The organism is Streptomyces sp. A18 (assembly GCF_059026065.1).
In genome coordinates this window covers 12,435-34,838 of the sequence record NZ_JBWLKL010000056.1, presented here as the reverse complement: position 1 = coordinate 34,838, position 22,404 = coordinate 12,435, and the positions used below count along the sequence as shown (strand labels likewise).

The following is a 22,404-nucleotide window of genomic DNA, read 5'->3' as shown; positions in this document are numbered from 1 at the left end:
GACTACGGCGTCGTCGGCGACCTCTTCGACGTCGTCCCCGCCCTCACCGAAGAGGTCAACACCCGCAAGGGCTGAGCCACTTCAGGCGACATCAGCTTCAGGTAGTACGCGAGTAGTACGCGACGGGCCTGATCGGCATTCCTGCCGATCAGGCCCGTCGCCGTTCAGAGGTCGCGAGTCGACGGCCGTGGGCCCTACGTGCCTGGGTCAGATGCTGCGGGCGGTGATGTCGCCGTAAGAGGTCGTCGCGTGGATCTGCAGCCCGGCGTCCGGGCCATCTGCGTTCTTGAGCGTGTTGTGGATCCGGCCGTAGGCGGTGCCTGCGTCCAGGGACGCGGAGACGCCGCGAGCCGCGCCCACCGAGATCTCGCCGGACTCGGTGCGCAGCGTGACCGTGCCGCGCACGGCCTCGGTGACACGCAGGTCGCCCTTGACGGTGCTGATCTCCGCGGGGCCACCCAGGCGGCCGACCGAGACGTCGCCTGCTTGGAGCGCCAGACGGGCGCTCGCGGTCTCGTCGAGCTTGACCCAGCCCTGCGCGCCCTCGAAGGTGACGTCGCCGAGCCGGCCAACGCCCCGGAACTCGGCGCTGGCGGCCTTCGCGTCGACGCGCGAGCCGGACGGCAACTGGACGGTCACCTCCAGAGACCCGGAGCTGCCGAGGAGCCGGTTCTTCGCCGGTCCCGCCTGGATCCGCAGGACGCCGTCGCTGAACTCGACCGTGGTCTGCTCGGCCGCCTTCACGTCGCGGCTCTTCGAGGCGTTCGCGGGCAGGATCTCGACCCTGGTGTCGACCCGGTCGGCGGCGATGAACCGGATGTATCCCGCGGGGATGTCCAGGACGGCGGAGACGGGTGCAGGGGTGTCGAACTCCTGCAGCGCGCTCTCGTGCTTCAGCATCGCGAGCTCCTCTGACTTGTTGACTCTCTGTTTCTGATGACGCAAACGCTACGTTGCCTTCACGCTTCCCGCAACGCACATGTTGCACAGAATCGCCATTTCTACAGGCCAAGACCTCAGAATCGTTGCAATGGCAGCGAACATAACGCAACCACCTCTCTCCGATCGTTGCAATGGATTGAAGGTGAACGCTACGCCGGAGAGCGGCGGAGGGCGACGGCGAGATCGTCGAGGTGCCGCGCCACCGGGCCCAGAGTGAGCAAGCCGCTGCCCGCTCCCGCCAACTCCCCCGCCGCAGAGGCCAGTTCGGCGTGGGCGCGCTCCATCGTCTCCCGGTCACCGACGGCGATCGCCGCTCGCCCTGCCAGGCACCACAGAGCTTCGAGCAGCAGGTCACGTGGCGGATCGGGCAGCCGCCGCAGCGCCCGCGCCGACTCGTCGCGGCGGTCCTGGGCCAGCAGCATCAAGGGGCGGACCCACGGTTCGTAGGGCCCCCAGTCCGGACGCTCGCCCCCTTCCCGGTCGCGCCATACGTCGGCCGGGATGCTCTGCCCGTTCCCCAGGCGCAGGCACAGCACGGCGAGCGGCAGCAACCCGTGCTCCAGGCCGGGCATGCCCGCACCGTCCAGTCGCTCGGCGGCCTCCTGGTAGGCGGCCTCCGCTGCGGACGTCTGCCCGGCAGCGGCGAGCCGCAGCGCCGCGTACCCCTGGGTGAACACGCCCACCAGCGGCAGTTCGTGACGCTCCGCCAGGAGGTCAGCGGCCGCCGCGTGCGTGTCTGCTCCCGGGAAGTCGGCGAGCGCGCTGCGGGCCTGGAGGCGGATGAGGTGGCCGAGGACCTCGTAGGTGGCCAGGCCGTGCCGGGCGGACAGGGCGACGAGTTCGGCACCGATCGCGTCCCGGCGTGCGGCGAGGCCCGTGCGGTGGAAGGTCTGCATGAAGCGGCCGTTGAGGGCGAAGGCGAGGAGCGCGGGGTCGTCGAGGCGGCGGGCGATCTCCTCGGCCTGCCGGGCGGCCTGGGGCGCACGCTCCGATCTGGTGCCGCGCGACTCCAGGGCGATCGTGGCGAGCAGGCGGGCCCGTGCTGCCGGGTGCGCGTCAGGGCTGAGCGCGGTCAGGGTGCGTTCGGCCGCCGCCACCACCTGCGCGGCCTGCCGCGGGTCGTCGACGCGGGTCCAGATCGCAGGGACGTCGTACGCGCCGATCACGCGGGCGGTGAGCTCCGGATCGCCCAGTTCCTCGGCCGCCTCGACCGCCGCCACGCGGTGCTCGCGTGCCGCCTGGAGGCCGCCGCCGCCGGTCACCGCGAGGTTGCGCAGCAGGCTCACCGTGGAGTCGAGGCGGGCGCGGGCGCCTGCGGCCACGGTCCGGTCGTAGGCGGTGGCGGCCTGGGCCCATACGCGCTCCGCCGCCCCACCGGCCCGGGGCGGCGTGGGGTCGAGATGACGGGCCTGGCCGAGGATGTCCGCTTCCAGGCGGCGCAGCCCCGGGCCGGGGTCCACGCCCAGTTGCTCGACGAGGAGTGCGCGGGCCCGGCGCAGGACCGCGAGCGCGTCGCCCTGGCGGCCGGTGCGGTAGAGCGCGAGGGCAAGGAGACGCCAGGCGTCCTCGCGCCAGGGGTGCTCGGCCACGTGCGCGTCCAGGTCCGGCACGGCGTCGGCGGCACGTCCCAGGTCGAGGCGTGCCGCGGCCCGGCGCTCGACGGCGTGCAGGCGCAACTCGCCCAGGCGGGAGCGCTCGGCGCGGGCCCAGCTCTCCTCGGTGAAATCGGCGTAGGCGGGACCGCGCCACCAGCCGAGGGCCTCCTCCAGGCGGTCGAGGGCGTCCCGCGGGGCCAGGTTCGCCGCGACGGTGACCGCCTGTTCGAAGCGCCAGGCGTCCACCGCGCCGGGCTCGGCGCGCAGGGCGTACCCCGGGCCCTCGGTGACGAGGAGCCGGGCGGGTGTGCGGGGCGGGCGCTCCGGTTCCAGGGCGCGGCGCAGTGCGGCCACGAAGGTGCGTACCGCCCCGACCGCGTCCCGCGGCGGATCCACCCACAGGTCGTCGACGAGGCGGGCGACCGGGACGACACGGCGGCGGGCGACGAGCAGCCGGGCGAGCACCGCACGGTGCCGCGGCCCCTTCAGCGCGACGGCTCCCCCGGCACCGTCCCAGGCCACCACTGGCCCGAGGACCCCGAACGCGACCGGCACCCTGAACCACCCTTCCGTGACCATCGTCCCTGGTCACGGTAGCGCGATCACCGGTCGCTCATCGGTTGCTCATCGGCGCCCGGGAGGCTCGGAGGCATCTGTTCCGCCACCGCGAAGGACGCGACCATGACCCCTGTCATCGAGAAGTTCGGCTACCGGCGCGTGCCCGCCTCCGGTGGAGTCGGGCTCAACGTGGCCATCGGCGGCTCGGGCCCGCCGCTCGTGCTGCTGCACGGCTTCCCGCAGACCCACCTGATGTGGCGGCATGTCGCCGCCGATCTCGCCGCCGACCACACGGTGATCTGCCCGGACCTGCGCGGCTACGGGGCGAGCGACAAACCCGCGGAGACCGATGGCACGACGTACGCCAAGCGCACCATGGCCGCCGACGTCGTCGCCGTGGCCCGCGCGCTGGGCCACGACCGCTTCGCGCTTGTGGGGCACGACCGGGGCGCCCTGGTCGCGTTCCGCGCCGGACTCGACCACCCCGAGGCGATCACGCACCTGGCCTGCCTGGACGTGCTGCCCACGCTGGACATGTGGGACGTGATGCACGGCGTGACCGCCGCCGTCGGCTTCCACCTCTATCTGATGGCCCAACCCCCGGGCCTGCCGGAGCAGTTGATCGCCGCCGCCCCGGACGCGTTCTTCGGCCACTTCCTCGGACGCCTGTCGCGCCGCGGTGCCCTCGATCGTGGCCGACTACCGCGCATCCGCCGGCATCGACGTCGACCACGACCGGGCCGACCTGGACGCGGGCAACCGGCTGCGGATGCCGGTGGCCGTGCTCCAGCAGGACTGGGGCTCGGCGCTCGGCTTCGACGCGGCGGCCCTGTGGAGCGCCTGGGCACCGGACCTGCGGCACACCCCCGTCGCCTGGGGCCACTTCATGGCCGAGGAGGCTCCGGTCGAGATCGCCGGGGCGCTGCGGGACCTCCTCACCCGCTGAGCAGGTCCCGCACGGGTCCTCCGCCCCCTCCTTCTCGCGCTTCTCCGCCCGCGCAAATGCGTCGGAGACGGGTGTCCCTGCCCCATACCTCTTCGCGGTCGATCAGTAAGTCGATCACGGATCGTGAGGAGAAGACGCGGGAGCACAACGGATGGGCCGACGAGCGGTTCGGGGCGGTCGCGGACATCTTCGCGCGCAACTTCGACGATCTCGGCGAACTCGGGGCGTCCGTCACCCCCGCTGGGGCTCGGGCTTCCTGCTCGATGCCCCGGGGTTACGGCCGATGCTGGGCGCGCGCAGCTTCGGCAAGACGGCTCCTGGGTCCAATTCCCCTTCGGGGACGATGAGTTCGGCGTGGCTTCGACTACACCGCGAACCGGATAATCGGCCATGGTGACGCACGGTCCGCGCGTCTCATCGAGGCGGTCAGGGAGTGCTTGTCGACGTCGCGAGCCCCCGCCGCCCCGACACGGGATGACGCGGCCGTCCCGTCACGGGATGACGCGCTCCGACGGGTCGTGGTCGAGCAAGTGGGCGAGGGCCTCGGCGGCGTCGGCGGCGTACCGGGCAGTGAGGGTGCCGGGGGCGTGGACCGCCTGCTGGGCGAGGCCGGCGGTCAGGGCGCGGACGGCGGGGGCCAGGTGCGCCGCCTGCTCGGGAGTGGTGCGGGCCGCGGTCGTGGCGGCGGGGTCGATGATCCGGCCGGTCAGGAGGGCGCGGACCAGATCCGTGATCTGGGCCGTGTGCCGGGCGAGGGTCTCGGCCAGCTCCGGATCGCGCAACGCCAGTGACGCCGCCTCCACTTCGAAGGCGTACCACTGGGCGGCAGGCTCGCCCGCGGCGACGCGGTGCATCACGGCCGCCAGGCCCCGGAGCACCTCCCGCAAGGAGAGGTCCTGCCGGGCGGCGAGGTCTTCGAGGCCGGTCCGCAGGCGCAGTGCCAGATGCTCGACGGCCGCGGCGAGCAGGCGGCGCTTGCTACCGAAGAGGGAGTACACGGCGCCCGTCGTCAGGCCCGCGCGGGCGGCGATGTCCTCCAGTCGCGCCGCCGCGTAGCCGTGGGCCGCCATTTCGGTCAGGGCCGCGTCGAGGAGGGCGGTGGTGTTGCGTTGCCGGGCCTCGGCTCGTTTCATGCGGTCCATCCTGGGGTCGGGGCTGTCGGGGCGGGGCCGTCGGGGCGCGGGGGCTTGGGTTTCACGTACTCAATCGCCGTACCGTCGCCAAAGCGGCGCCGATCTGTACGGCCACGAGCCGCCGCAGCGGGTACGGCTCGGCCCGCAGGGCGCTTTCGGCTGCCGCGCACCAGGAGTCGAACAGGGCCTCCGCCTCCTCCGCGGCGGCGCGCAGCGCGGGTGGCCGATTGCCCGCGTCGTGCTCGACGGCGAGCTGACGCCGGAGCTGGCCCGCTCCCCTGAGCCGCAACATGTGCACCAGGCTCTCCGCTCCGAACACCTCGCCCACGGAGGCCTCTTGACCCTCGCGACTCCGGGCCATGGACGCGTGGGCCGACGCGAGGACGGCGCTCTGTTCCAGGATGTCGGCGATGGCCGGGCGCATCGGCGATGGCACGACCAGGCGCGGCAGCACCCGCCCGTACAGGTCGCCGAGCCTGCGTGCGCTGTCCCGCAGTTGACCGGCGCTCTCGTTCAGGACCTCGGGGTGGGTACGTCCGCTGCCGGACGCGTCACCCGCCCGCGGGTCGTGCCACAGGGGCACTTCGGTGATCAGCGTGGTCGTGCCGTGGCGTTCGCCGTAGTGCGCGCTGGAACCGCCGCGGTCGGCTTCGCCGTCGTTCTTCGCCATGGCGGCCGTCAACTGCCGCGCGGTGGGCATCAGATAGACGCCGGCGCCCACCTCGGGCCAGCCCGCGGTGTCGACCGGACTCAGCGAGAGCGGCATCTCCTCGGACGCGGCCACGGCCGCCAAGTCCTGGGCAGCGCCCGGCACTTCGTGGCTCAGGATGAAGAACACCCCGCCGAAGTCGGCGTTGTGCAGCGAGTACTGGAACCGTGGGCGCAGTTCGTCGATGACCCGGGCCAGGGCCTGGGTCTCGGGCAGCGTCCGGTCGAACCAGGCGTCCTCGTCGAGGACCGGGAAGGTCCACTCCGGCTGGTCGGCGAAAGCGGGCCGGAAGAAGTGCGTGTGGTAGTGGCGGATCGTGTAAGGGCCGCTGAACCAGGCTTCGTTGAGGCGCATGGCGTCGGGGTCGAGGCAGGGGATGAAGTTCCAGGTGTACCCGGCGCCCTCCCGCAGGGCAGGCGTGGCGGCGACGAGCCGGGCCAGATGCAGGACGGTGAGCAGCCCCACGGGCTCGTTGGGATGCGGGCCGCCGACGATCAGGGCATGCTCGGGGCCGTGGCCCACCGACAGCATCCGCAGCGGCTCACCCAGGCGCGAGGTGCCGATCCGGCGGATTCGGCAGACGTCGGGGTTCTCCCGCGCCAGCCGGGCGACGGCTGCGTTCAGCTCATCGACGGTGCAGAAGCGCTCGATGTCCGGTAAGCCGGACAGATGGCTGTATGGACCGCTCTCGTGCACGACACCCCTTCTCGGACACTTCTCGGACATGACGCCCCCCAGTAATCCCAATTATTTCAGTAATCCAGGTTACTGAATTTTCCATCGGCGGATGAGCAGGTGCGTATGCTCACCGCAGATTTCTGTTCGCGGGTTTCTGTTATCTCCACGCGCTCACGCGATCTCCCAGGTGTAAGGCCACACGGTGCCGACGAAGAAAGCGAGTGAGGCAGTCCATGATCGGTGAACACGATCCTCTGGTGACGGCGGCGCAGACCGGGGACCAGCACGCGCAGGACGAGCTGGTGGCCGGGTATCTGCCGCTGGTCTACAACATCGTCGGGCGGGCGCTCGACGGCCATGCCGACGTCGACGACGTCGTGCAGGAAACCATGCTGCGCGCGCTCGCGGGCCTGGCGTCGCTCCGGGACCCGGCGAGCTTCCGGTCCTGGCTCGTGGCCATCGCCATGAACGAGATCCGCAGGCACTGGCAGCAGCGCTCGTCCGGACAGAAGAGCCCGAGCCCGCTCCACGAGGCGTACGACGTCGTGGACCCCGGCGCCGACTTCGTCGACCTGACCATCATCCGGCTCGGCCTCGTGGGGCAGCGCCGCGAGGTGGCCGAGGCCACCCGGTGGCTGGACACCGACGACCGCGCACTCCTGTCCCTGTGGTGGCTCGAGGTCTCCGGCGAGCTGACCCGGGCCGAGGTCGCGTCCGCCATGGAGCTGCCGACGCAGCACGCCACGGTGCGGGTGCAGCGGATGAAGACCCAGCTGGAGACGGCCCGGATCGTGGTCCGCGCGCTGGCCGCGGCGCCCCGCTGCCCGTACCTGAGCGAGGTGGCCGCCCCGTGGGACGGCATTCCCTCCGGCCTCTGGCGCAAGCGCCTGGCCCGCCACGTCCGCGACTGCCCGACGTGCTCGGGTCACGGCTCGGGCCTGGTGCTCGCCGAGCGTCTCCTTGTCGGCGTCGCCCTGGTGCCGCCGTCCGCCGCGCTCGCAGCGCCCGGCGCGATACGCGCCGTCAACGCGGCCGACGCCCACCACCTGGCGGCTGGCTCACCGCACATATCCACCGACGCACACCCCACAGCGCCGAACACGTACGAGATATCCGGCTCCCGGAGCGCACCGGCGAGACATGCGGCCAAACGCCGCGGCGGGCCGCGCAAGGGCAAGGCCGTGGCCGCGGGCGTCGCCGTGCTCGTCGTCGCCACCGGGGTCATCTACTCGGCCACGCGCCCCGCGGACGACGAGCGGACGGAGGCGCAGCCGCTCACCGCTTCGCAGGCCCCGTCCTCGGCGACGCCCTCCACCACGGCCCCCAAGCCCAGCAAGTCCCCCTCCGCGTCCCCCAGCCGTACGCGGAAGCCGTCCCCCAAGCCCACCCCGTCGAAGACCAGGGCGCCGAAGCCGAAGGCGACCCCGACACCCACCCGCACCAGCAGCGCTCCCCAGGCACCGCAGGCCCCGGCGGGCAATTCGTACAGCGAAGAGGTCACCCGGCTCGCCAACGTGGAGCGCGCCAAGAGCGGCTGCAGCCCGCTGACCCTCAACAGCAAGCTCGGCGACGCGGCGCAGGCCCACTCCGACGACATGGCGGAGCGCGACTTCTTCGACCACACCAACCCCGACGGCGAGGACCCCGGAGACCGGGTCACGGCAGCGGGCTACAAGTGGAGCACCTACGGCGAGAACATCGCCGCCGGCCAGCGCACCCCGGCCGCCGTGATGGACTCCTGGATGAACAGCTCCGGCCACCGCGCCAACATCCTCAATTGCTCCTTCAAGGAGATCGGCATCGGCTACCGGCAGGGCGGCGGCGGGCCCTGGTGGACGCAGAACTTCGGCGCGCGCTGACCGCGCCACTCGAATAGCGTGAAGTCGACAGGAAACCGCCGAAGCCGTGCGCCGGAACTGGAGGCCCTCGCGATGTCTGCGTACTCGGAAGGAACGCCCTGCTGGGCGGACGCGATGTTCCCCGACGTGGAGGCCGCGAAGAGCTTCTACGGCGAGCTGCTCGGCTGGACGTTCGACTCCGGTTCGGAGGAGTTCGGCGGCTACACGCAGGCACGCTCGGACGGCAAGGCCGTGGCTGCGGTCGTCCCGCAGATGCAGGGCATGGACGGTCCCGCCGCCTGGAACCTCTACTTCGCCACACCGGACGCCGCCGCGACGGCCGCGAAGATCCGTGACAACGGCGGAACGCTCGCCGTGGAGCCGATGCAGGTGGGCGACTTCGGCACCATGGCCACGGCGCAGGAGCCGAGCGGCGCGTACTTCAGCGTCTGGCAGCCGGGATCCCACCAGGGTTTCGAGAAGGTCGGCGAGTCCGGCGCCTACTGCTGGGCGGAGCTCACCACGCGGGACCCGGTGGCGACGGACGCTTTCCTGCCCTCCGTCTTCCCCTTCGAGGTGAAGAAGATGGAGGTCGACGACGTCGACTTCAACGTCTTCCAGCTCGGTGACCAGCCGGTGCTCGGGCGGCTCAAGATGACCGACGACTTCCCGCCGGACGTGCCGCCGTTCATCAACGTGCACTTCGCCGTGGACAACTGCGACGCCGCGATCGTCACCATCACCAAGCTCGGCGGCCAGCTGCTCTTCGGCCCGATGGACAGCCCCTTCGGCCGCTTCGCCACGGTCGCCGACCAGCAGGGCGCCACCTTCAGCATCATCGATCTGACGACCACGGAGGGCGAGATGCCCTCGTTCAGCTAGGGCGCCGCCGCGCTCGCCGCGCTCACAGCTTCCGCCAGCGCGCGGAGGCGAAGGAGAAGACCCCGAAGAGGATGAGCCCCGCCGCGACCGCGGCCAGGAGCCAGGGGCCGACGGGGGTGTGCGCGAAGCTGCGGAGCGTCGCGTCCACGCCCTTGGCCTCGTCCGGGTCGTACTGGACGGCGGCCGTCAGGATGAAGATGCCCGCGGCGGCGAACACGGCACCGCGCGCGACACCACCGGTGACACCCAGGACCGTGACGACCTTCCGTGTACTGCCCTTGAGGGAGCCGAGGTCCAGCTGTCGCAGGAACTTGCGCATCATGGCCCGTGCGGCGAGTACGACACCGATGCCGATCAGCAGGCAGCCGCCCGCGCCCACCAGGAAGCGCCCGTAGGGAAGGTCCAGCGTGGTCGCCGTCCAGTCCTTCGACTTGGCGTCGCCACTCGAACCCTGGCTGCCCCCGGCGGCGTACGACGCGGTCGCCCAGCAGACGAAGGCGTAGAAGGCTGCCCTGCCGCCGTCGAGGGCGCGCGACGCGGTCTTGCGGCGCCGTCCCCGCTTCAGGACCGCGCGGGAGCCGCGCCACAGCGCCATGCCGCCGAATCCGACGACCAGCGCCCACAGCATCGCCTCGCCGAAGGGCTGCTCGGCGACCTGGGCCAACGCGCCCTGCCGGTCGGCCTGTTCGCCGCCGCTGCCGACGGCTATCCGCAGGGCGAGCGCGCCGATGAGGACGTAGACGACTCCGCGGGCGACGAAGCCCGCCCGGCCCGCCGCCGTCAGCGATTCCTTCTCCGCCGAGCGGGCCGCGGCCTTCTTGGTCCGGCCGCGTGTGTGCACTCGAGACGGCGTCATCGTGTCCTCCCAGGACAATGGGCGCGCGGTACGCGCCCGGTCCCCGAGTGCCCGGTCAGCGGCCTGCCATGCCTGGCGGACCTGGGCCTTGAGCCCCATTGAGCCCCATTGAGCCTCAGTCGACGCCCGAGAGCAGGAAGGCGGCCACCAACAGGCCGATGGTCACCGGCGCGAACGCGAGAGCCGAGAGCAGGGGAAGCCATCCGATGAGCCCCTCGCGGACCTTGCGGCCCGCCTTGAGGCGGCCGTGCGGACGGCTCACCTCCGTCCGCAGGTCGAGGCGTTCGGCGGCGAGGTCCGACACGATCACACCCGTACCCTGCGGCCTGCGCAGCAGAGCCCTGCGGACCATGGTGTCGACCGTGCCGTCGCCGCCCGCGAGCTTGTCGACGACGACCCGCACGCCGTGCGCGTCGGTGAGGATCAGCCGGTCGTCCACGCGGGCGCCGGGCACCAGGAGGCGGCCGACCTTGGTGAGCCGGGCGAGGTCGACTGTGTGCCGCCCGGTCAGGGTGTACGCGGACAGCAGGTCGTCGTCGTGCGCGCGGGCGCGCCAGCCCATGTGGGCGTAAGCCGCGACCAGTCCGCTGATGCCGAGCGAGACCAGGTTGAGGAAGAGGAAACCGTCGTCGATCAGCCCGGCCCGGATCAACAGCACCGGCACCACGAACAGGAGGGGCGGCGTCAGGAGGACGACGGCGTCGGCGACGCGTCGCGCCGTTCGTCCTCGTCCGGCGGACACCGTCGCGTTTCCGGTGGAGTTGGTGGTGGTCCCACGCGCGTCGATCGTCACGGCGGCGACGCTATCGCGCGCCTTCCGCGCGACGACAGGCCCCCTCGCAGCACGGGCGCCCCTCACAGGAGGTGCGGGCACCCCACCGCTCCCGGCACGAATTCCATGCCCGTCTCCTCCGCCATCGCGGCGAAGAACTTCCGGCCGTCGGCGGACTGCCGGGACGTGGTCCACGCGTACGCGGACCAGGGGTCCGTGGCGTGATGGAAGGCCTCGCGTCCCAGGCCCATGCCCTGCCAAGGCCCGGCGATCGCGATGGTGTTGACGTGTGCGGTGCCGCACGGGTGACACACGCGGTAGTCGAGGTGCCCGATGGCGCGGCCCTTGCCGTCCAGGAGCGTGATGGCCTGCTGGCCTGCCGCCACGGCCGGCGGTGCGGACCGGTAGACGACCGCCTGCGCGCACGCAGGACGCGGTCTTCGGAGTCTCACCGCGGCGCCGCGCTCACGCGGACCGCCCGGTGACCATGCGTGACGGCGTCGGCACGGGACATGGCGAGCACAGTAGCCCCGGTCCACGACATCCGCATATCCCCGTACGGAGTGGCATTTCATCTCCGGAGGGGTGGCTCGTGGCGGCCATCAGGCGGGCTGCCGCGGTTCCATGAGGCGGGCGAGCAGGTCGTCCAGGCTGACCAGGCCGGTGAGCCGGCCCGATGCGTCGCAGAGGACGGCGAGCGACGCGCGGCGCCTGCGCAGTTCCTCGACGGCGTGGGCGATGGTGTCGTCGGCCGCGAGTTCGGGGACGGGGCGCGCCAGTTCGCGTGCGGTCAGGGCGCGGCTCCGGGCGCGGGCGACCAGGGCGTCACGGGCGTGCACCGAGCCGAGGACGGTGGCGCCTTCCCTGACGAGCAGCCGGGTGCGGTCGCTCGCCGCGGTCACCTCCAGGACCTCGTCGATGGTCGCGTCGGCCGGTACGGACGTGATCTGCGCGACCGCGGTCTGGAGGTCGCCGACGGCGGTCAGGGGCGCGGTGAGCGAGGTGGTGATGAGCCCGGAGTCGGCGTCGCTGATGAGTCCGAGCCGCCACGACTCCTCGACCAGGTGCGCGAGTTGCTCGCGGTTGTGCACCGAGGTGAGTTCGTCGCGCGGGGGGACCTTGCACAGCCGTACGAGCGCGTTGCTGACCTTGTTGAGGACGGTGAGCAGCGGCCGTACGACCTTGACCACGGCGCGGAACGGCGGGGTGAGCAGCATCGCCGAGCGCTCGGGGTGGGCGATGGCCCAGGACTTGGGGGCCATTTCGCCGACGACCATGTGCAGGAACACCACGACGACCATGGCGAGCGCGAAGGCGATGCCGTAGCTGAGCCCGGCGGGCAGGCCGAGCTTCTCCAGGAGCGGGTCGATCGCGTGGGAGATGGCGGGCTTGGAGACCGAGCCGAGGCCCAAGGTGCAGACGGTGATGCCGAGTTGGGCCCCGGCGAGCATCAGGGACAGTTCCCGCATGCCCGCGAGCGCGGACTTGGCGCCGCGCTGCCCGGCGGCGACCGCACGCTCCATGCGGTGCCGCTTGGCGGCGACGAGCGCGAACTCCGCGGCGACGAAGAAGCCGCTGGCGATCAGCAGCAGGACGGTGACGAAGAGGGCCATGGGGAAGCTCACGCGGATGCCTCCTCGGCGGTCGGCGCGTCCGCCACCGGCAGGCGCTCGATCCGTACGCGCTCGGGCACGTGGCGGTCCAGGCCGAGCACGGCGACGGTGGCGCGGCTGCCGTCGGACAGCTCCACGGTCAGGCGGTCGGCGATGGCCGGGAAGCGGCCCAGCCGGTCCACGATGAGCCCGGCCACGGTGTCGTAGTCGTCCTCCTCGGGCAGGTCGATGCCGGTCGCGGCGGCCACCTCGTCCAGGCGGCGGCCCGCGTCGACGAGCCAGCCGCCGCCGTCCGCGACCGCGAGCTCGACGACGGTGTCGGACTCGTCGGCGATGTCCCCGACCAGTTCCTCGGCGATGTCCTCGTACGTCACGATGCCCGCCACGCCCCCGTGCTCGTCGAGGACGACCGCGAACTCGTCGTCCCGCTCGCGCATCTGCGCCACCGCGCCCGGCAGCGGCAGGGTGTCGGGCAGCAGCAGGGGGCGCCTTGCCTGTTCGCCGGCCGTGGTGCGGTCGAAGCGGGTGGCGGGCAGCCGCATCAGCTCGCGCACCCCGATGACGCCCGCGACGTCGTCCGGGTGGTCGCCCATGACGGGGTAGTTCGAGTGGCCGTGCCGGGCGATGAGCCGCACGGCCTCGTCCGCCGTGGCGTCCTTGCGCACGAAGGTGACGTCGGCCCGCGGCACCATCACCTCGCCCAGTGTGCGCTCGGAGAACTCAAGCGCGTGATCGAGGAGTTCGGCACTCTCCCGCGGCAGCCGGCCGTGCTCGTGGGACTCGCCGATGAGGTGGCTGAGCTCTTCGAGGGTGGCGCCGTGGTGCAGTTCCTCGACGGGCTCGATGCCGATGCGGCGCAGCAGCCGGTTGGCCGCGCCGTCGAAGACACGGACGACGGGGCCGACGACCTTCAGGTACGCCAGCGTGGAGCCGGCCAGCGACTTCGCGAGCCGGTCGGGCACGGCGAGCGCGAGGTTCTTGGGCGCGAGCTCGCCGAGGACCATCTGGAGCACGGTGGCGACGACGAAGCCGAGGACCACGGACAGGGCGGAGACGACCCCGTCCGAGAGGCCGGTGCCGTCCAGGACGGGCTTCAGGAGCCCGGACACGGACGGCTCGGCGAGGAAGCCGACGACCAGACCGGTGACGGTGATGCCCAGCTGGGCGCCCGACAGCATGAACGAGAGCCGCTCGAGGACCTGCACGGCCCGGCCCGCCCGCCGGTCACCCGCTTCCGCCTCGCGGGCGAGCGCGAGGCGGTCCGCGGCCACGTACGCGAACTCCTGCGCGACGAAGTAGCCGGTGCCCGCGGTCAGGACCAGGACGGCGAGCAGACCGAGTACGGCGGACAGCAACAGTGGCTCCGTTCCGATGAAGGGGCGTGCCGGTCACGGCTAACTACTACACCCACTGTAAAAGAATCGCAAAGCCGAGGGGTCATACGCGACGGCGGCGCCTGCCGAGTACTCCCGGATCCCCCATCTAACCCTGAGATGTGTCAGGAATCTTTGACAGGTAGCGGAGCCTCATGTCAGATTTTCTTGACAGGCACGAGAGAGAGGCCGCGATGGCCGAGGTCCCGAACCCGGAACCGACGGGCGACGAGCTGCTGAAGGCACTCAGCGCGCTGGGCAATCCGCACCGCATGCGGATCGTCGCGGCGCTCACCGAGCGCCGCAATTACGTCAGCGCCCTCGCCCGCGAGATCGGCATGGGCCGTCCGCTGCTGCACATGCACCTGAAACTGCTCGAGGCCGCCGGCCTCGTCATCGGGTCGCTGGAGGTCGCCGAGGACGGCAAGTCCATGAAGTACTTCGAAGTGGCGCCGTTTCTCTACGAGTTGACGCCGCAGCTGTTCGCCAGGGCGGTCTTGACCCTCTCCGAGACCCGCCCCAGAGAATCCGCGGAAGCCACCAAATCCGCTGAAGCCGACCAGGCCGAGAAAGCCAAGAAAGAGGAAGCGAAGTGAACGGACAACTGGTGACCCTCGCGGACGGAGGCGACGCCGTGGGCGCATGGGTCGGGGGCGTCGGCGCGGCCGGCTTCTTCCTTCTGCTGATCGTGATCGTCTGGCAGGTCGCCGCCACCTGGCGGGCCCGGATGCTCGCCGCCCGCGAGGAGCAGTACAAGGCACTGGCCTCGAAGTACGCGCAGCTGCTCGAGGACAACGTGGAACTGCACCGGCGCTCCATCGAGGAGATGAAGCAGACCCGGGAGGAGCTGGCGCAGACCCGCCACTCCGTCGGCTCCATGGAGAAGATGATGCGCGAGATCGAATAGCACCGACACGCGGGTACGGCCGGGAGCGGCAACTCCCGGCCGTACCACTGCGGCACACACCCCGGGCCAAGTGGCCCGGACTCACACACCCACCCGTACGCCACGGCAGGTCATCACACCTACAGCGCCGTGGTGCGGGCCCCGTGCGCCCCGTGCCGGTCACCGACCGGCGGCGCGCACCACACTGAAGGAGACTACTCATGCGTCCGCTGCTCCAGCGCGTCGCCGCCACCCCCTCGGGCCGGCGCCCCAAATGGCTGGTCCTCGCCGCCTGGCTGATCCTCGCCATGGCCCTCGGCCCGCTGGCCGGGAAGCTCGGCGACGTCGAGGACACGAGCGCCAACGCCTTCCTGCCGCGCGGCGCCGAGTCCGCGCAGGTCAACACGGAGCTGGAGGAGTTCCGTGACGACACCCTCATGCCGGCCGTCGTCGTCTACACCGGCGAAGGCGTGAGCGAGCGGGTGGCCGCCGCCGACCGGGCTCCCTTCGCGGAGTTCACCGCCAAGGGCGAGCAGGTCTCGCCGCCGATGCCCTCGGACGACGGCGAGGCCCAGCTCCTCCTGGTCCCGATGTCCACCGCCGACGACGACCTGACCGACAAGGTCGACGAACTGCGCGAGATCGCCGGCGCGCACGCGCCACCGGGCGTGGACGTCGAGGTCGGCGGGCCCGCCGCCTCGCTCACCGACCAGGTGGCCGTCTTCGACACCCTCGACTCGACGCTGATGATCGCCACCGGGATCGTCGTCGCCGTCCTGCTCCTCATCACGTACCGCAGCCCGATCCTGTGGCTGTTCCCGCTGATCGCGGTCGGCTTCGCCGCCGTCCTCACCCAGGTCGGCACGTATCTGCTCGCCAAGTACGCGGACCTGCCCGTGGACCCGCAGAGCGCGGGCGTCCTCATGGTGCTCGTCTTCGGCGTCGGCACCGACTACGCCCTGTTGCTCATCGCCCGCTACCGCGAGGAGTTGCACCGCCAGGAGGACCGGCACAAGGCGATGGAGACCGCGCTGCGCCGCTCGGGTCCGGCGATCATCGCGTCGGCCGGGACCATCGCGGTCGGCCTCGCCTGTCTGGCCTTCGCCGACATCAACTCCTCACGCTCCCTGGGCCTGGTGGGCGCCGTCGGCGTGGTCTGCGCGCTCTTCGCGATGATCACCGTCCTGCCCGCGCTGCTCGTCGTCGCGGGCCGCTGGGTCTTCTGGCCGTTCGTACCCAGGCACGGCACGCCCGCGCGCAAGGAGCACACCGTCTGGTCCCGCATCGGCACCGCCGTCGCACGGCGCCCCCGCTGGTCATGGCTGATGTCCGTCGCCGTCACGGGCGTCCTGGCGCTGAGCGCCTTCGGTATCAACATGGGCCTCACGCAGTCCGAGATGTTCCAGGACAAGCCCGAGTCGGTCGTCGCCCAGGAGAAGATCTCCGCCCACTACCCTTCGGGCTCCTCCGACCCCGCGAAGATCGTCACGAACACGGGGCGGACGGCACAGGTGCGTTCGGCCGCGTCCGAGGTCGAGGGGGTCGCCCGGGTCACGAGCGGCGAGCGCTCCCCCGGCGGCGAACTCACCCAACTCTCGGTGGTGTTGAAGGACACCCCGGACAGCGAGTCCGCCAAGAAGACCGTCGACGCGCTCCGGGACGCCGTGCACACGGTCGACGGCGCGGACGCCATGGTCGGCGGCACCACGGCGCAGACCCTGGACACCCAGCGGGCCGCGGACCGCGACCTGCGGACGGTCATCCCGATCGTCCTCCTGGTGGTGCTCGGCGTACTGATCTGGCTGCTGCGGTCCCTGGTCGCCCCGCTCCTCCTGCTGGCCACGGTCGTCCTGTCCTTCTTCGCGGCCCTGGGCGCGTCGAACGTGCTCTTCGAGAGCGTGCTCGGCTTCGCGGGCGTCGACTGGTCGATCCCCTTGATGGGCTTCGTCTTCCTGGTCGCGCTCGGCATCGACTACAACATCTTCCTGATGCACCGCGTCAAGGAGGAGGCGGCACGTCTGGGCCACGGCCGCGGCGTCCTGGAGGGCCTGACCAGCACGGGCGGAGTGATCACCTCGGCGGGCATCGTGCTGGCCGCGACGTTCGCGGTCTTCGCCGGACTTCCGCTGGTGACGATGGCGCAGATGGGCGTCCTGGTCGGCATCGGCGTCCTGCTCGACACCTTCCTGGTCCGTACGGTCCTGGTGCCGGCCCTGGCCCTGGACCTGGGCCACTGGTTCTGGTGGCCGGGCCGCCTCTTCCACGACCTGCGCAGGTCCAGGGCCACCGGGCAGGACGGTACGGCGCGCACGACGCCGGACCCGGCACGCGAGCCGGTCTGAGCGGCCTCCGCGCCGCCGCTCGCCCCGACGAGGCGCCCGACGCCGTGCGCTGGTTCGCAGGAGTACGGCTGAGCCGCTACCGGGTCAGCCGGTGATGGTCACGCAGGGCAGGCCCACGCTGTCGCCGCCGCGGAAGCCCTCCGCGCACAGGCGGGTGCCCGCGGGGAAGTGGCGCTGCGGGTAGGCCTGGTCGCGGTAGGTCCTGAACGCGTCCACGTCCTCCACCTTGGTGTTGGCGCTCCAGCCGTCGGTGGTCCATACGCGCGCGCTGATCCGGTTCGGCCGGTTGGTGTTGGTGACCGACACCTCGACCCTGCCGAGGTAGGTGCCGCTGTCGTAGGTCTCGATGCAGACCGAGTGGTTGCACCACTTGCCGTCGGCCACCGCCGGCGGCCCCGAGACGATGACACAGCCGATCGCCGCGGCCATGGCGCCGATCCCCGCGGCGATCTTCCTGGTGATGTCGTGCATGATCAGTGACCCTCAAGCCTTCGTCATGGCCCGGCCTGACAGGCCGGGCCCCGGCGGACAAACGTGAGGGCGAGATCGTCGGTTACGCGGCTTCGCCCGATCGTCTCCAAGGTTGGCAACGACGGCCAATCCGTCCCGCCCTCGCCGACGAATCACTGGTGTCCGAGGGTTGTGAGGGACCCCGGACGCACGGAGGTGGCGGCGGACACGAGCGCTCCCGGCGGAACGTCGAGGCACGACCCTCCTCCGCCCGGATGCCCCCGGCGCCGCCTCCACCCGGCTGCCCGCCGCGAGGCGGGCACACTGGGCGTCAGGGTCGGCGGACGGCCGCCGCGGAACCGACCGTGCCGTACGACGACCCATCCGGCACCGACGCGGCTCCGAATCACCCACGTCCGCCGCGTCCGGCCGGTCACCGACATGTCGAGGAGTCCCTGTGCCCTTCCGTGATGGCCCCCACTCGGCGTTGCAGCCGGGCAGGCGGGTCGAGAACCCACGTGCCGCTGTGCTCCTGCTGCACGGCGGCCGCGAGCACGGGACCGCGACGCCCCCACCGTGGAATCTGCCGGGCGTCCGACTGCGGCTCTTCGAGGCCGCGATCCGGCGGTCCACCGCGGGAGGCGACGTGCTGATGGCGCGGGTGCGCTATCGCCACCGGGGCTGGAACGGCGAGCGCGAGGACGCGGCGCAGGACGCCCGCCAAGCCCTGCGCGAGCTGGAGGAACTCGCCGGAGAGGTGCCGACCGTCCTGGTGGGGCATTCGATGGGGGCCCGCGCCGCGCTGCGGGCCGCCGGGGACCCGCTGGTGCGAGGGGTGGTCGCCCTCGCCCCCTGGTGCCCCGCCGGGGAGCCGGTCGCGCATCTGCGCGGCCGTCGCGTGGTGCTGCTGCACGGCGACAAGGACCGTACGACCGATCCGAGGGCCTCCATGGACTTCGCCGCGCGGGCCGCCGCAGCGGGCGCCGAGGCGGCCACCGTCCTGATGTCCGGCAGCGGCCACGCCATGCTGAGCCGGGCCGCCGCCTGGCATGAGCTGACCGGAAAGGCGGTCGCCGGAGTCCTGGACCTCGCGGAGCTCCCTTCCGTCGTCTCCGATCAGTTTCCCCCCGCCAGTACGTCCTGGTGAGACAGCGACGGCGTACGGCCGCCCACGCGCCCCTCGGAGCGGGTGGCGTAGCCGTCGGTCCTCACGAGACGTAACCGCGGGTGATGTGCGTACCCGAACCTTGGTTCTCGGCCCGGTAGTCGGATTCGCCGACGCAGTCGCTGTACTCGTAGTTGGCTCTGCTCGTGCCGTTCAGGCCGCCCGCGTTTGTGGACGTGGGGCCGCCGAAGACCACGTCGGCCCTGGGCATCTGCGCACAGCTGGGGATCCCCGCGTAGTACTCCACGAAACCGCCCTGGGAACCGCGCAGATTGCCGCTGCCCGTCGGCAGCGTCCACGTGCCCAGGTGCGTCTCCTTGCCACTGACCGTGTCCACCGCCGTACCGGTCCACGTATCGCTTCCGCTGCGCTCGACCTCGATGTCGTAGCGGTGGCCGTAGACGGCGTCGAAGTCCACCGCGCAGGTGACGCCGGGCCCGCCGTCGGCTCCCTCGTGGCAGAGCGGGTCGGACGTCGTCGTTCCCGCGACGAAGCTGGAGAAGCGGGCGGAAAGCCTCTCCGCGCCCCCGCTGTTCTCGCGCGGCTGCAGGCCCGTGTAACCGACGTCCGCGGCGTTGGTGAAGCCGAACTGCTGGGCGAAGTAGATCCCGCTCCGGTGGGCCGTCGCGGAGTTGACGGTGATCGGGTACGTGATGTCGGTCAGCCCGGAGGCCGGGGCGCCGGGCAACTCCCAGCTCACCGAGACATTCCCGCCTCCGACGTCCGCGTGCGCCGGTCCAGGAGTGATCATCAACAGCGCCGCTGCCGCGCCGAGCGCGGCACATCGACGAAGGGTCGAGACGGACATGTGCTGTTCCTCTCTGCGGGGGATCAGACAGGAGCCGTTTGTACGCCCTCCGGAGAAGGGCCACCATGGACGAACGCGAAGCCGGACTTGGACTCTTCACGGCCTCGGCACGGTCGCCGCGGCGCGGCCCGCCTAGAGACCCAGGTCGCGGGCGACGATCTCCTTCATGATCTCCGTGGTGCCTCCATAGATGGTGGCGATGCGCGAGTCGAGGTAGTCGTGGGCGATGCGGTACTCGAGCATGTAGCCGTAGGCGCCGTGCAGTTGCAGGCAGCGACCGACGATGTCGACGTAACTCTCCGTGGCCCAGAACTTCGCCGACGCGGCGTCCACGGCGCTCAGTTCACCGCGGGAGTGCCTGGCGAGGAGATCGTCGATGTAGGTGCGGCCCACGCGGGCGGTGGTGACCATGTCGGCCAGTTGGAAACGGGTGTTCTGGAATGATCCGACGGTCCGGCCGAACGCCTTGCGCTCCCTGACGTACTCCACGGTCCGCTCCAGTACGCCCTCGATCGAAGCCACGGCGTTGGCCGCGATCGAGATCCTTTCCTGGGGAAGATTACGCATCAGGGCCTTGAAGCCGGAGCCTTCGTCGCCGAGCAGATTGGCGGCCGGCACGCGGACGTCCTGGAAGAACAACTCGCTGGTGTCCTGTGCGTGCAGGCCGATCTTCTCCAGGTTGCGGCCACGCGAGAAGCCGGGCCTGTCGGCCTCGACCACCAGCAGGCTGATCCCGCCGTGGCGGTCCGGGCCGGTCCGTACCGCGGTGACGACCAGGTCGGCGTTCTGGCCGTTGGAGATGAAGACCTTGCTGCCGTTGACCAGATAGTCGTCGCCGTCGCGGACCGCTGTGGTGGCGATGCCGGCCAGGTCACTCCCGGTTCCGGGCTCGGTCATCGCGACCGCGACGACGAGCGTCCCGGCAGCGATGCCGGGCAGCCAGCGGGCCTTCTGCTCGTCGTCGGTCAGGGAGGTGAAGTAGGGCACGACGATGTCGTTGGACAGACTCACCCCGGCGAGGCCGTCCGACGCCGGATGACGGGAGAACTCCTCGCCGATCACCGCGTTGAAGCGGAAGTCGGTGGCCCCGCCGCCGCCGTACTCCTCGGGGATGTTGAAGCCGAGGATCCCGGCTCGGGCGGCCTCCTGGAAGAGGTCGCGGTCGACCTTGCCCTCGGCCCGCCACCGCTCGGCGTGCGGCGAGGCGTGCTTGTCGACGAACGCACGCACCGTCTCCCGCAGGAGTTCGTGGTCATTGTCGTACAGCGACCGTTCAGCGGAGATCGCACCGGCCATCAGGACTCCCAACGAGTAGCGAAAGCTGTCAACGACCGGGAAAAAGCACGGGCTTCACGCCACGGCCGCCACGCCGCCCGGCAGCCCATCGCCGACCCCGAGGGAGAGGGGGTAGTTCCACGGTGAGACCTGATCCGTGGTCATGCGGACTCCTCGGGTCGTACGGGGCTGGATCGATTCGGAGGTCACGTCGACTCTCTTGTCGACGGCAGCGCACCTCGCTATGTTAATCAGAAATCACATCCTGGAACAAGCATTGAACCTTGGAGGTGGCAGCAACTCCCAGCCCTGTGAGGCGTGATGGGCCGCCCGTCCTACCAGGAAGGCGAGTAAGTAAATGCACAATCTCAGTCGCAGAAGAGCACTGTCGCTCGGCGCCGCTTTGGGCCTCGTGGGCGCGGCGGGCACCACCGACGCGTGGGCGTGGCCCTCGACGGGCTCGGTCGCCGGAGCCGGCACCGGCACCGACCCGGAGTACGTGTGGGACGACGAGGTGGACCAGTTGGTGGCCTCACTGCTCACCAAGGGCCGGATTCCGGCGGTCAACACCGCGATGGAGTCGTGGGTGAACAACAACGACCCGCTGCCCAGCGGCCTCCCGGCCGACCTCACCGCGTACCTGAAGACGGTCAACAAGCTGCCATCCTGGGCGGATCCTGCCAAGCTGGCGCGCGCCGCCGACTTCAACCGCCGCAAGGACACCTACCTCTTCGTCCTCTACGGCCTCGGCAGCGGGATCATGAGCACCGTGATCCCGCGGGAGGCCAAGAGCGTCTACTGGTCGGCGGGCGGCGCCGACATGAAGGACCGCGCGGCCAAGACGTTCACGTTCGGCTACGACCTGGCCCAGTTGAAGGGCTTCGAGCCGACGGGCCAGTTCGTCGTCACCGCCAACAAGACACGTCTGGTGCACGCCGCGGTGCGTCACCTGCTGCCGCAGTCACCCCACTGGTCGGCGGTATCGGACCAGGAGATCCCGATCAGCAACGCCGACATCCTGGTCACCTTCCACAGCCTGGGCACCTACGTGCGCAGGAAGCTGCTCGACTGGAAGGTCCCGTTCTCGGCCGCGGACCAGGAGGCCTTCCTGCACAGCTGGCAGGTCGCCCTGCACCTGCTCGGCGTACGGGACGAGTACATCCCCAAGACGTGGGCCGACGCGGAAGCGCAGTCGGGTCAGGTGCTCACGCCGATCCTGTCCCCGACGACCGAGGGCATCGAACTGGCCGAGGATCTGCTGGGGTTGACCGCCGAGGTCGACCTGGGTGTCACGCGCGGCTTCCTCAACGAGTTCGTACGCTACGTCCTGAGCCACGAGATCGGCGACTGGCTCGGACTGAAGCGCGACTACGCCGCGGCGGCCCTGATCCGCACCGCGTGGCCGGCCTTCATCCTCTTCCGGGAAGGTCTGTCGCCCGTCGCGCCGGGCGCCTTCTACATGTTCGACCAGTTCGTCCGCGCCTTGGCCATGGCGTTCCTGAACAACGGCAGCTCGGGCCAGACCACCCCCATCGTGATCCCGACGGGGAACAGGGCGAACTCCTGAGCCGCCGGGCCGATCG

The 22,404-nt window shown here is 71.1% G+C and carries 20 protein-coding genes and 1 pseudogene; 9 read left to right on the top strand and 12 right to left on the bottom strand.

Annotated elements, in window-relative coordinates; translation table 11 throughout:
- Positions 1-207: 207 nt before the first annotated feature.
- Together AC5P1C_RS40205 and AC5P1C_RS40200 are read right to left on the bottom strand one after the other, a co-directional pair.
- Positions 208-879 (bottom strand): DUF4097 family beta strand repeat-containing protein, encoded by a 672-nt coding sequence (locus AC5P1C_RS40205; protein WP_493870948.1) that lies wholly within the window; start codon positions 877-879, stop codon positions 208-210.
- 212 nt (positions 880-1,091) lie between these two features.
- A complete protein-coding gene (locus tag AC5P1C_RS40200) occupies positions 1,092-3,092 on the bottom strand; it encodes an AfsR/SARP family transcriptional regulator (RefSeq protein WP_493870945.1) in 2,001 nt (666 codons plus the stop codon).
- 126 nt (positions 3,093-3,218) lie between these two features.
- Here AC5P1C_RS40200 and AC5P1C_RS40195 point away from each other — a divergent pair.
- Both AC5P1C_RS40195 and AC5P1C_RS40190 read left to right on the top strand, forming a co-directional pair.
- A pseudogene (locus AC5P1C_RS40195) lies at positions 3,219-3,770 on the top strand (alpha/beta fold hydrolase); the annotation flags it as partial.
- 4 nt (positions 3,771-3,774) lie between these two features.
- Positions 3,775-4,041 (top strand): hypothetical protein, encoded by a 267-nt coding sequence (locus AC5P1C_RS40190; protein ID WP_493870949.1) that lies wholly within the window; start codon positions 3,775-3,777, stop codon positions 4,039-4,041.
- A 491-nt stretch (positions 4,042-4,532) separates the two neighbouring features.
- On the opposite strand, the gene AC5P1C_RS40185 is transcribed toward AC5P1C_RS40190, so the two are convergent.
- A complete protein-coding gene (locus AC5P1C_RS40185; RefSeq protein WP_493870944.1) occupies positions 4,533-5,174 on the bottom strand; it encodes a TetR family transcriptional regulator in 642 nt (213 codons plus the stop codon).
- Positions 5,175-5,235: 61 nt separating this feature from the next.
- Positions 5,236-6,579, bottom strand: a complete 1,344-nt coding sequence (locus AC5P1C_RS40180) for a M14 family zinc carboxypeptidase (RefSeq protein WP_493870943.1) — start codon at positions 6,577-6,579, stop codon at positions 5,236-5,238.
- 215 nt (positions 6,580-6,794) lie between these two features.
- On the opposite strand from AC5P1C_RS40180, the gene AC5P1C_RS40175 reads away from it, so the two are divergent.
- Both AC5P1C_RS40175 and AC5P1C_RS40170 read left to right on the top strand, forming a co-directional pair.
- Positions 6,795-8,420 carry a sigma-70 family RNA polymerase sigma factor gene (locus tag AC5P1C_RS40175; protein WP_493870942.1) on the top strand — a complete coding sequence of 542 codons (1,626 nt, stop codon included), beginning with the start codon at positions 6,795-6,797 and terminating at the stop codon, positions 8,418-8,420.
- Positions 8,421-8,492: 72 nt separating this feature from the next.
- Positions 8,493-9,281: a VOC family protein gene (locus tag AC5P1C_RS40170; protein WP_493870941.1), complete on the top strand. Its 789-nt coding sequence runs from the start codon at positions 8,493-8,495 to the stop codon at positions 9,279-9,281.
- Positions 9,282-9,303: 22 nt separating this feature from the next.
- On the opposite strand, the gene AC5P1C_RS40165 is transcribed toward AC5P1C_RS40170, so the two are convergent.
- The 5 genes from AC5P1C_RS40165 to AC5P1C_RS40145 all read right to left on the bottom strand — a co-directional run bounded on the left by AC5P1C_RS40165 (position 9,304) and on the right by AC5P1C_RS40145 (position 13,874).
- The gene (locus tag AC5P1C_RS40165) at positions 9,304-10,137 is read right to left on the bottom strand and encodes a DUF1206 domain-containing protein (RefSeq protein ID WP_493870940.1); all 834 of its coding nucleotides are present in this window, start codon (positions 10,135-10,137) and stop codon (positions 9,304-9,306) included.
- 115 nt (positions 10,138-10,252) lie between these two features.
- Positions 10,253-10,930, bottom strand: coding sequence for a hypothetical protein (locus tag AC5P1C_RS40160; protein ID WP_493870939.1), 678 nt, complete (start codon positions 10,928-10,930; stop codon positions 10,253-10,255).
- Between the two features lie 62 nt (positions 10,931-10,992).
- On the bottom strand, positions 10,993-11,361 hold the full coding sequence (locus AC5P1C_RS40155; RefSeq protein ID WP_493870938.1) for a GNAT family N-acetyltransferase: 369 nt from the start codon (positions 11,359-11,361) through the stop codon (positions 10,993-10,995).
- A gap of 150 nt (positions 11,362-11,511) precedes the next feature.
- Positions 11,512-12,534, bottom strand: a complete 1,023-nt coding sequence (locus AC5P1C_RS40150) for a CNNM domain-containing protein (protein ID WP_493870937.1) — start codon at positions 12,532-12,534, stop codon at positions 11,512-11,514.
- Positions 12,531-13,874 carry a hemolysin family protein gene (locus tag AC5P1C_RS40145; protein ID WP_493870947.1) on the bottom strand — a complete coding sequence of 448 codons (1,344 nt, stop codon included), beginning with the start codon at positions 13,872-13,874 and terminating at the stop codon, positions 12,531-12,533. The genes AC5P1C_RS40150 and AC5P1C_RS40145 overlap by 4 nt, the downstream gene beginning before the upstream one ends.
- Before the next feature lie 215 nt (positions 13,875-14,089).
- Here AC5P1C_RS40145 and AC5P1C_RS40140 point away from each other — a divergent pair, with 215 nt between their 5' ends.
- The 3 genes from AC5P1C_RS40140 to AC5P1C_RS40130 all read left to right on the top strand — a co-directional run bounded on the left by AC5P1C_RS40140 (position 14,090) and on the right by AC5P1C_RS40130 (position 17,123).
- Entirely contained in the window at positions 14,090-14,491 is a 402-nt protein-coding gene (locus tag AC5P1C_RS40140) for an ArsR/SmtB family transcription factor (protein WP_493870936.1), read from the top strand.
- Entirely contained in the window at positions 14,488-14,802 is a 315-nt protein-coding gene (locus AC5P1C_RS40135; RefSeq protein WP_493870935.1) for a hypothetical protein, read from the top strand. Before AC5P1C_RS40140 ends, AC5P1C_RS40135 begins: the two co-directional genes overlap by 4 nt.
- A 200-nt stretch (positions 14,803-15,002) precedes the next feature.
- Entirely contained in the window at positions 15,003-17,123 is a 2,121-nt protein-coding gene (locus tag AC5P1C_RS40130; RefSeq protein ID WP_493870934.1) for an MMPL family transporter, read from the top strand.
- Positions 17,124-17,207: 84 nt separating this feature from the next.
- Here the strand turns inward: AC5P1C_RS40130 and AC5P1C_RS40125 are convergent, their stop codons facing one another.
- Positions 17,208-17,594: a hypothetical protein gene (locus tag AC5P1C_RS40125; RefSeq protein ID WP_493870933.1), complete on the bottom strand. Its 387-nt coding sequence runs from the start codon at positions 17,592-17,594 to the stop codon at positions 17,208-17,210.
- Between the two features lie 436 nt (positions 17,595-18,030).
- Here AC5P1C_RS40125 and AC5P1C_RS40120 point away from each other — a divergent pair, with 436 nt between their 5' ends.
- Entirely contained in the window at positions 18,031-18,720 is a 690-nt protein-coding gene (locus tag AC5P1C_RS40120) for an alpha/beta hydrolase (protein ID WP_493870932.1), read from the top strand.
- Between the two features lie 61 nt (positions 18,721-18,781).
- Here AC5P1C_RS40120 and AC5P1C_RS40115 read toward each other — a convergent pair whose 3' ends face one another.
- Both AC5P1C_RS40115 and AC5P1C_RS40110 read right to left on the bottom strand, forming a co-directional pair.
- Positions 18,782-19,546, bottom strand: coding sequence for a hypothetical protein (locus AC5P1C_RS40115; RefSeq protein WP_493870931.1), 765 nt, complete (start codon positions 19,544-19,546; stop codon positions 18,782-18,784).
- Between the two features lie 132 nt (positions 19,547-19,678).
- Positions 19,679-20,842 (bottom strand): acyl-CoA dehydrogenase family protein, encoded by a 1,164-nt coding sequence (locus AC5P1C_RS40110; RefSeq protein WP_493870930.1) that lies wholly within the window; start codon positions 20,840-20,842, stop codon positions 19,679-19,681.
- Between the two features lie 337 nt (positions 20,843-21,179).
- Between AC5P1C_RS40110 and AC5P1C_RS40105 the strand changes: the two genes are divergently transcribed.
- Positions 21,180-22,388, top strand: coding sequence for an oxygenase MpaB family protein (locus AC5P1C_RS40105; RefSeq protein ID WP_493870929.1), 1,209 nt, complete (start codon positions 21,180-21,182; stop codon positions 22,386-22,388).
- Positions 22,389-22,404: the final 16 nt, after the last annotated feature.

Excerpts from the sequence above, each read along its gene's own strand:
- AC5P1C_RS40105 (WP_493870929.1), top strand. The coding sequence starts at position 21,180 with ATGCACAATCTCAGTCGCAGAAGAGCACTGTCGCTCGGCGCCGCTTTG.
- AC5P1C_RS40165 (WP_493870940.1), bottom strand. The coding sequence starts at position 10,137 with ATGACGCCGTCTCGAGTGCACACACGCGGCCGGACCAAGAAGGCCGCG.
- AC5P1C_RS40170 (WP_493870941.1), top strand. The coding sequence starts at position 8,493 with ATGTCTGCGTACTCGGAAGGAACGCCCTGCTGGGCGGACGCGATGTTC.
- AC5P1C_RS40110 (WP_493870930.1), bottom strand. The coding sequence starts at position 20,842 with ATGGCCGGTGCGATCTCCGCTGAACGGTCGCTGTACGACAATGACCAC.
- AC5P1C_RS40130 (WP_493870934.1), top strand. The coding sequence starts at position 15,003 with ATGCGTCCGCTGCTCCAGCGCGTCGCCGCCACCCCCTCGGGCCGGCGC.
- AC5P1C_RS40140 (WP_493870936.1), top strand. The coding sequence starts at position 14,090 with ATGGCCGAGGTCCCGAACCCGGAACCGACGGGCGACGAGCTGCTGAAG.
- AC5P1C_RS40185 (WP_493870944.1), bottom strand. The coding sequence starts at position 5,174 with ATGAAACGAGCCGAGGCCCGGCAACGCAACACCACCGCCCTCCTCGAC.
- AC5P1C_RS40115 (WP_493870931.1), bottom strand. The coding sequence starts at position 19,546 with ATGTCCGTCTCGACCCTTCGTCGATGTGCCGCGCTCGGCGCGGCAGCG.
- AC5P1C_RS40125 (WP_493870933.1), bottom strand. The coding sequence starts at position 17,594 with ATGCACGACATCACCAGGAAGATCGCCGCGGGGATCGGCGCCATGGCC.
- AC5P1C_RS40175 (WP_493870942.1), top strand. The coding sequence starts at position 6,795 with ATGATCGGTGAACACGATCCTCTGGTGACGGCGGCGCAGACCGGGGAC.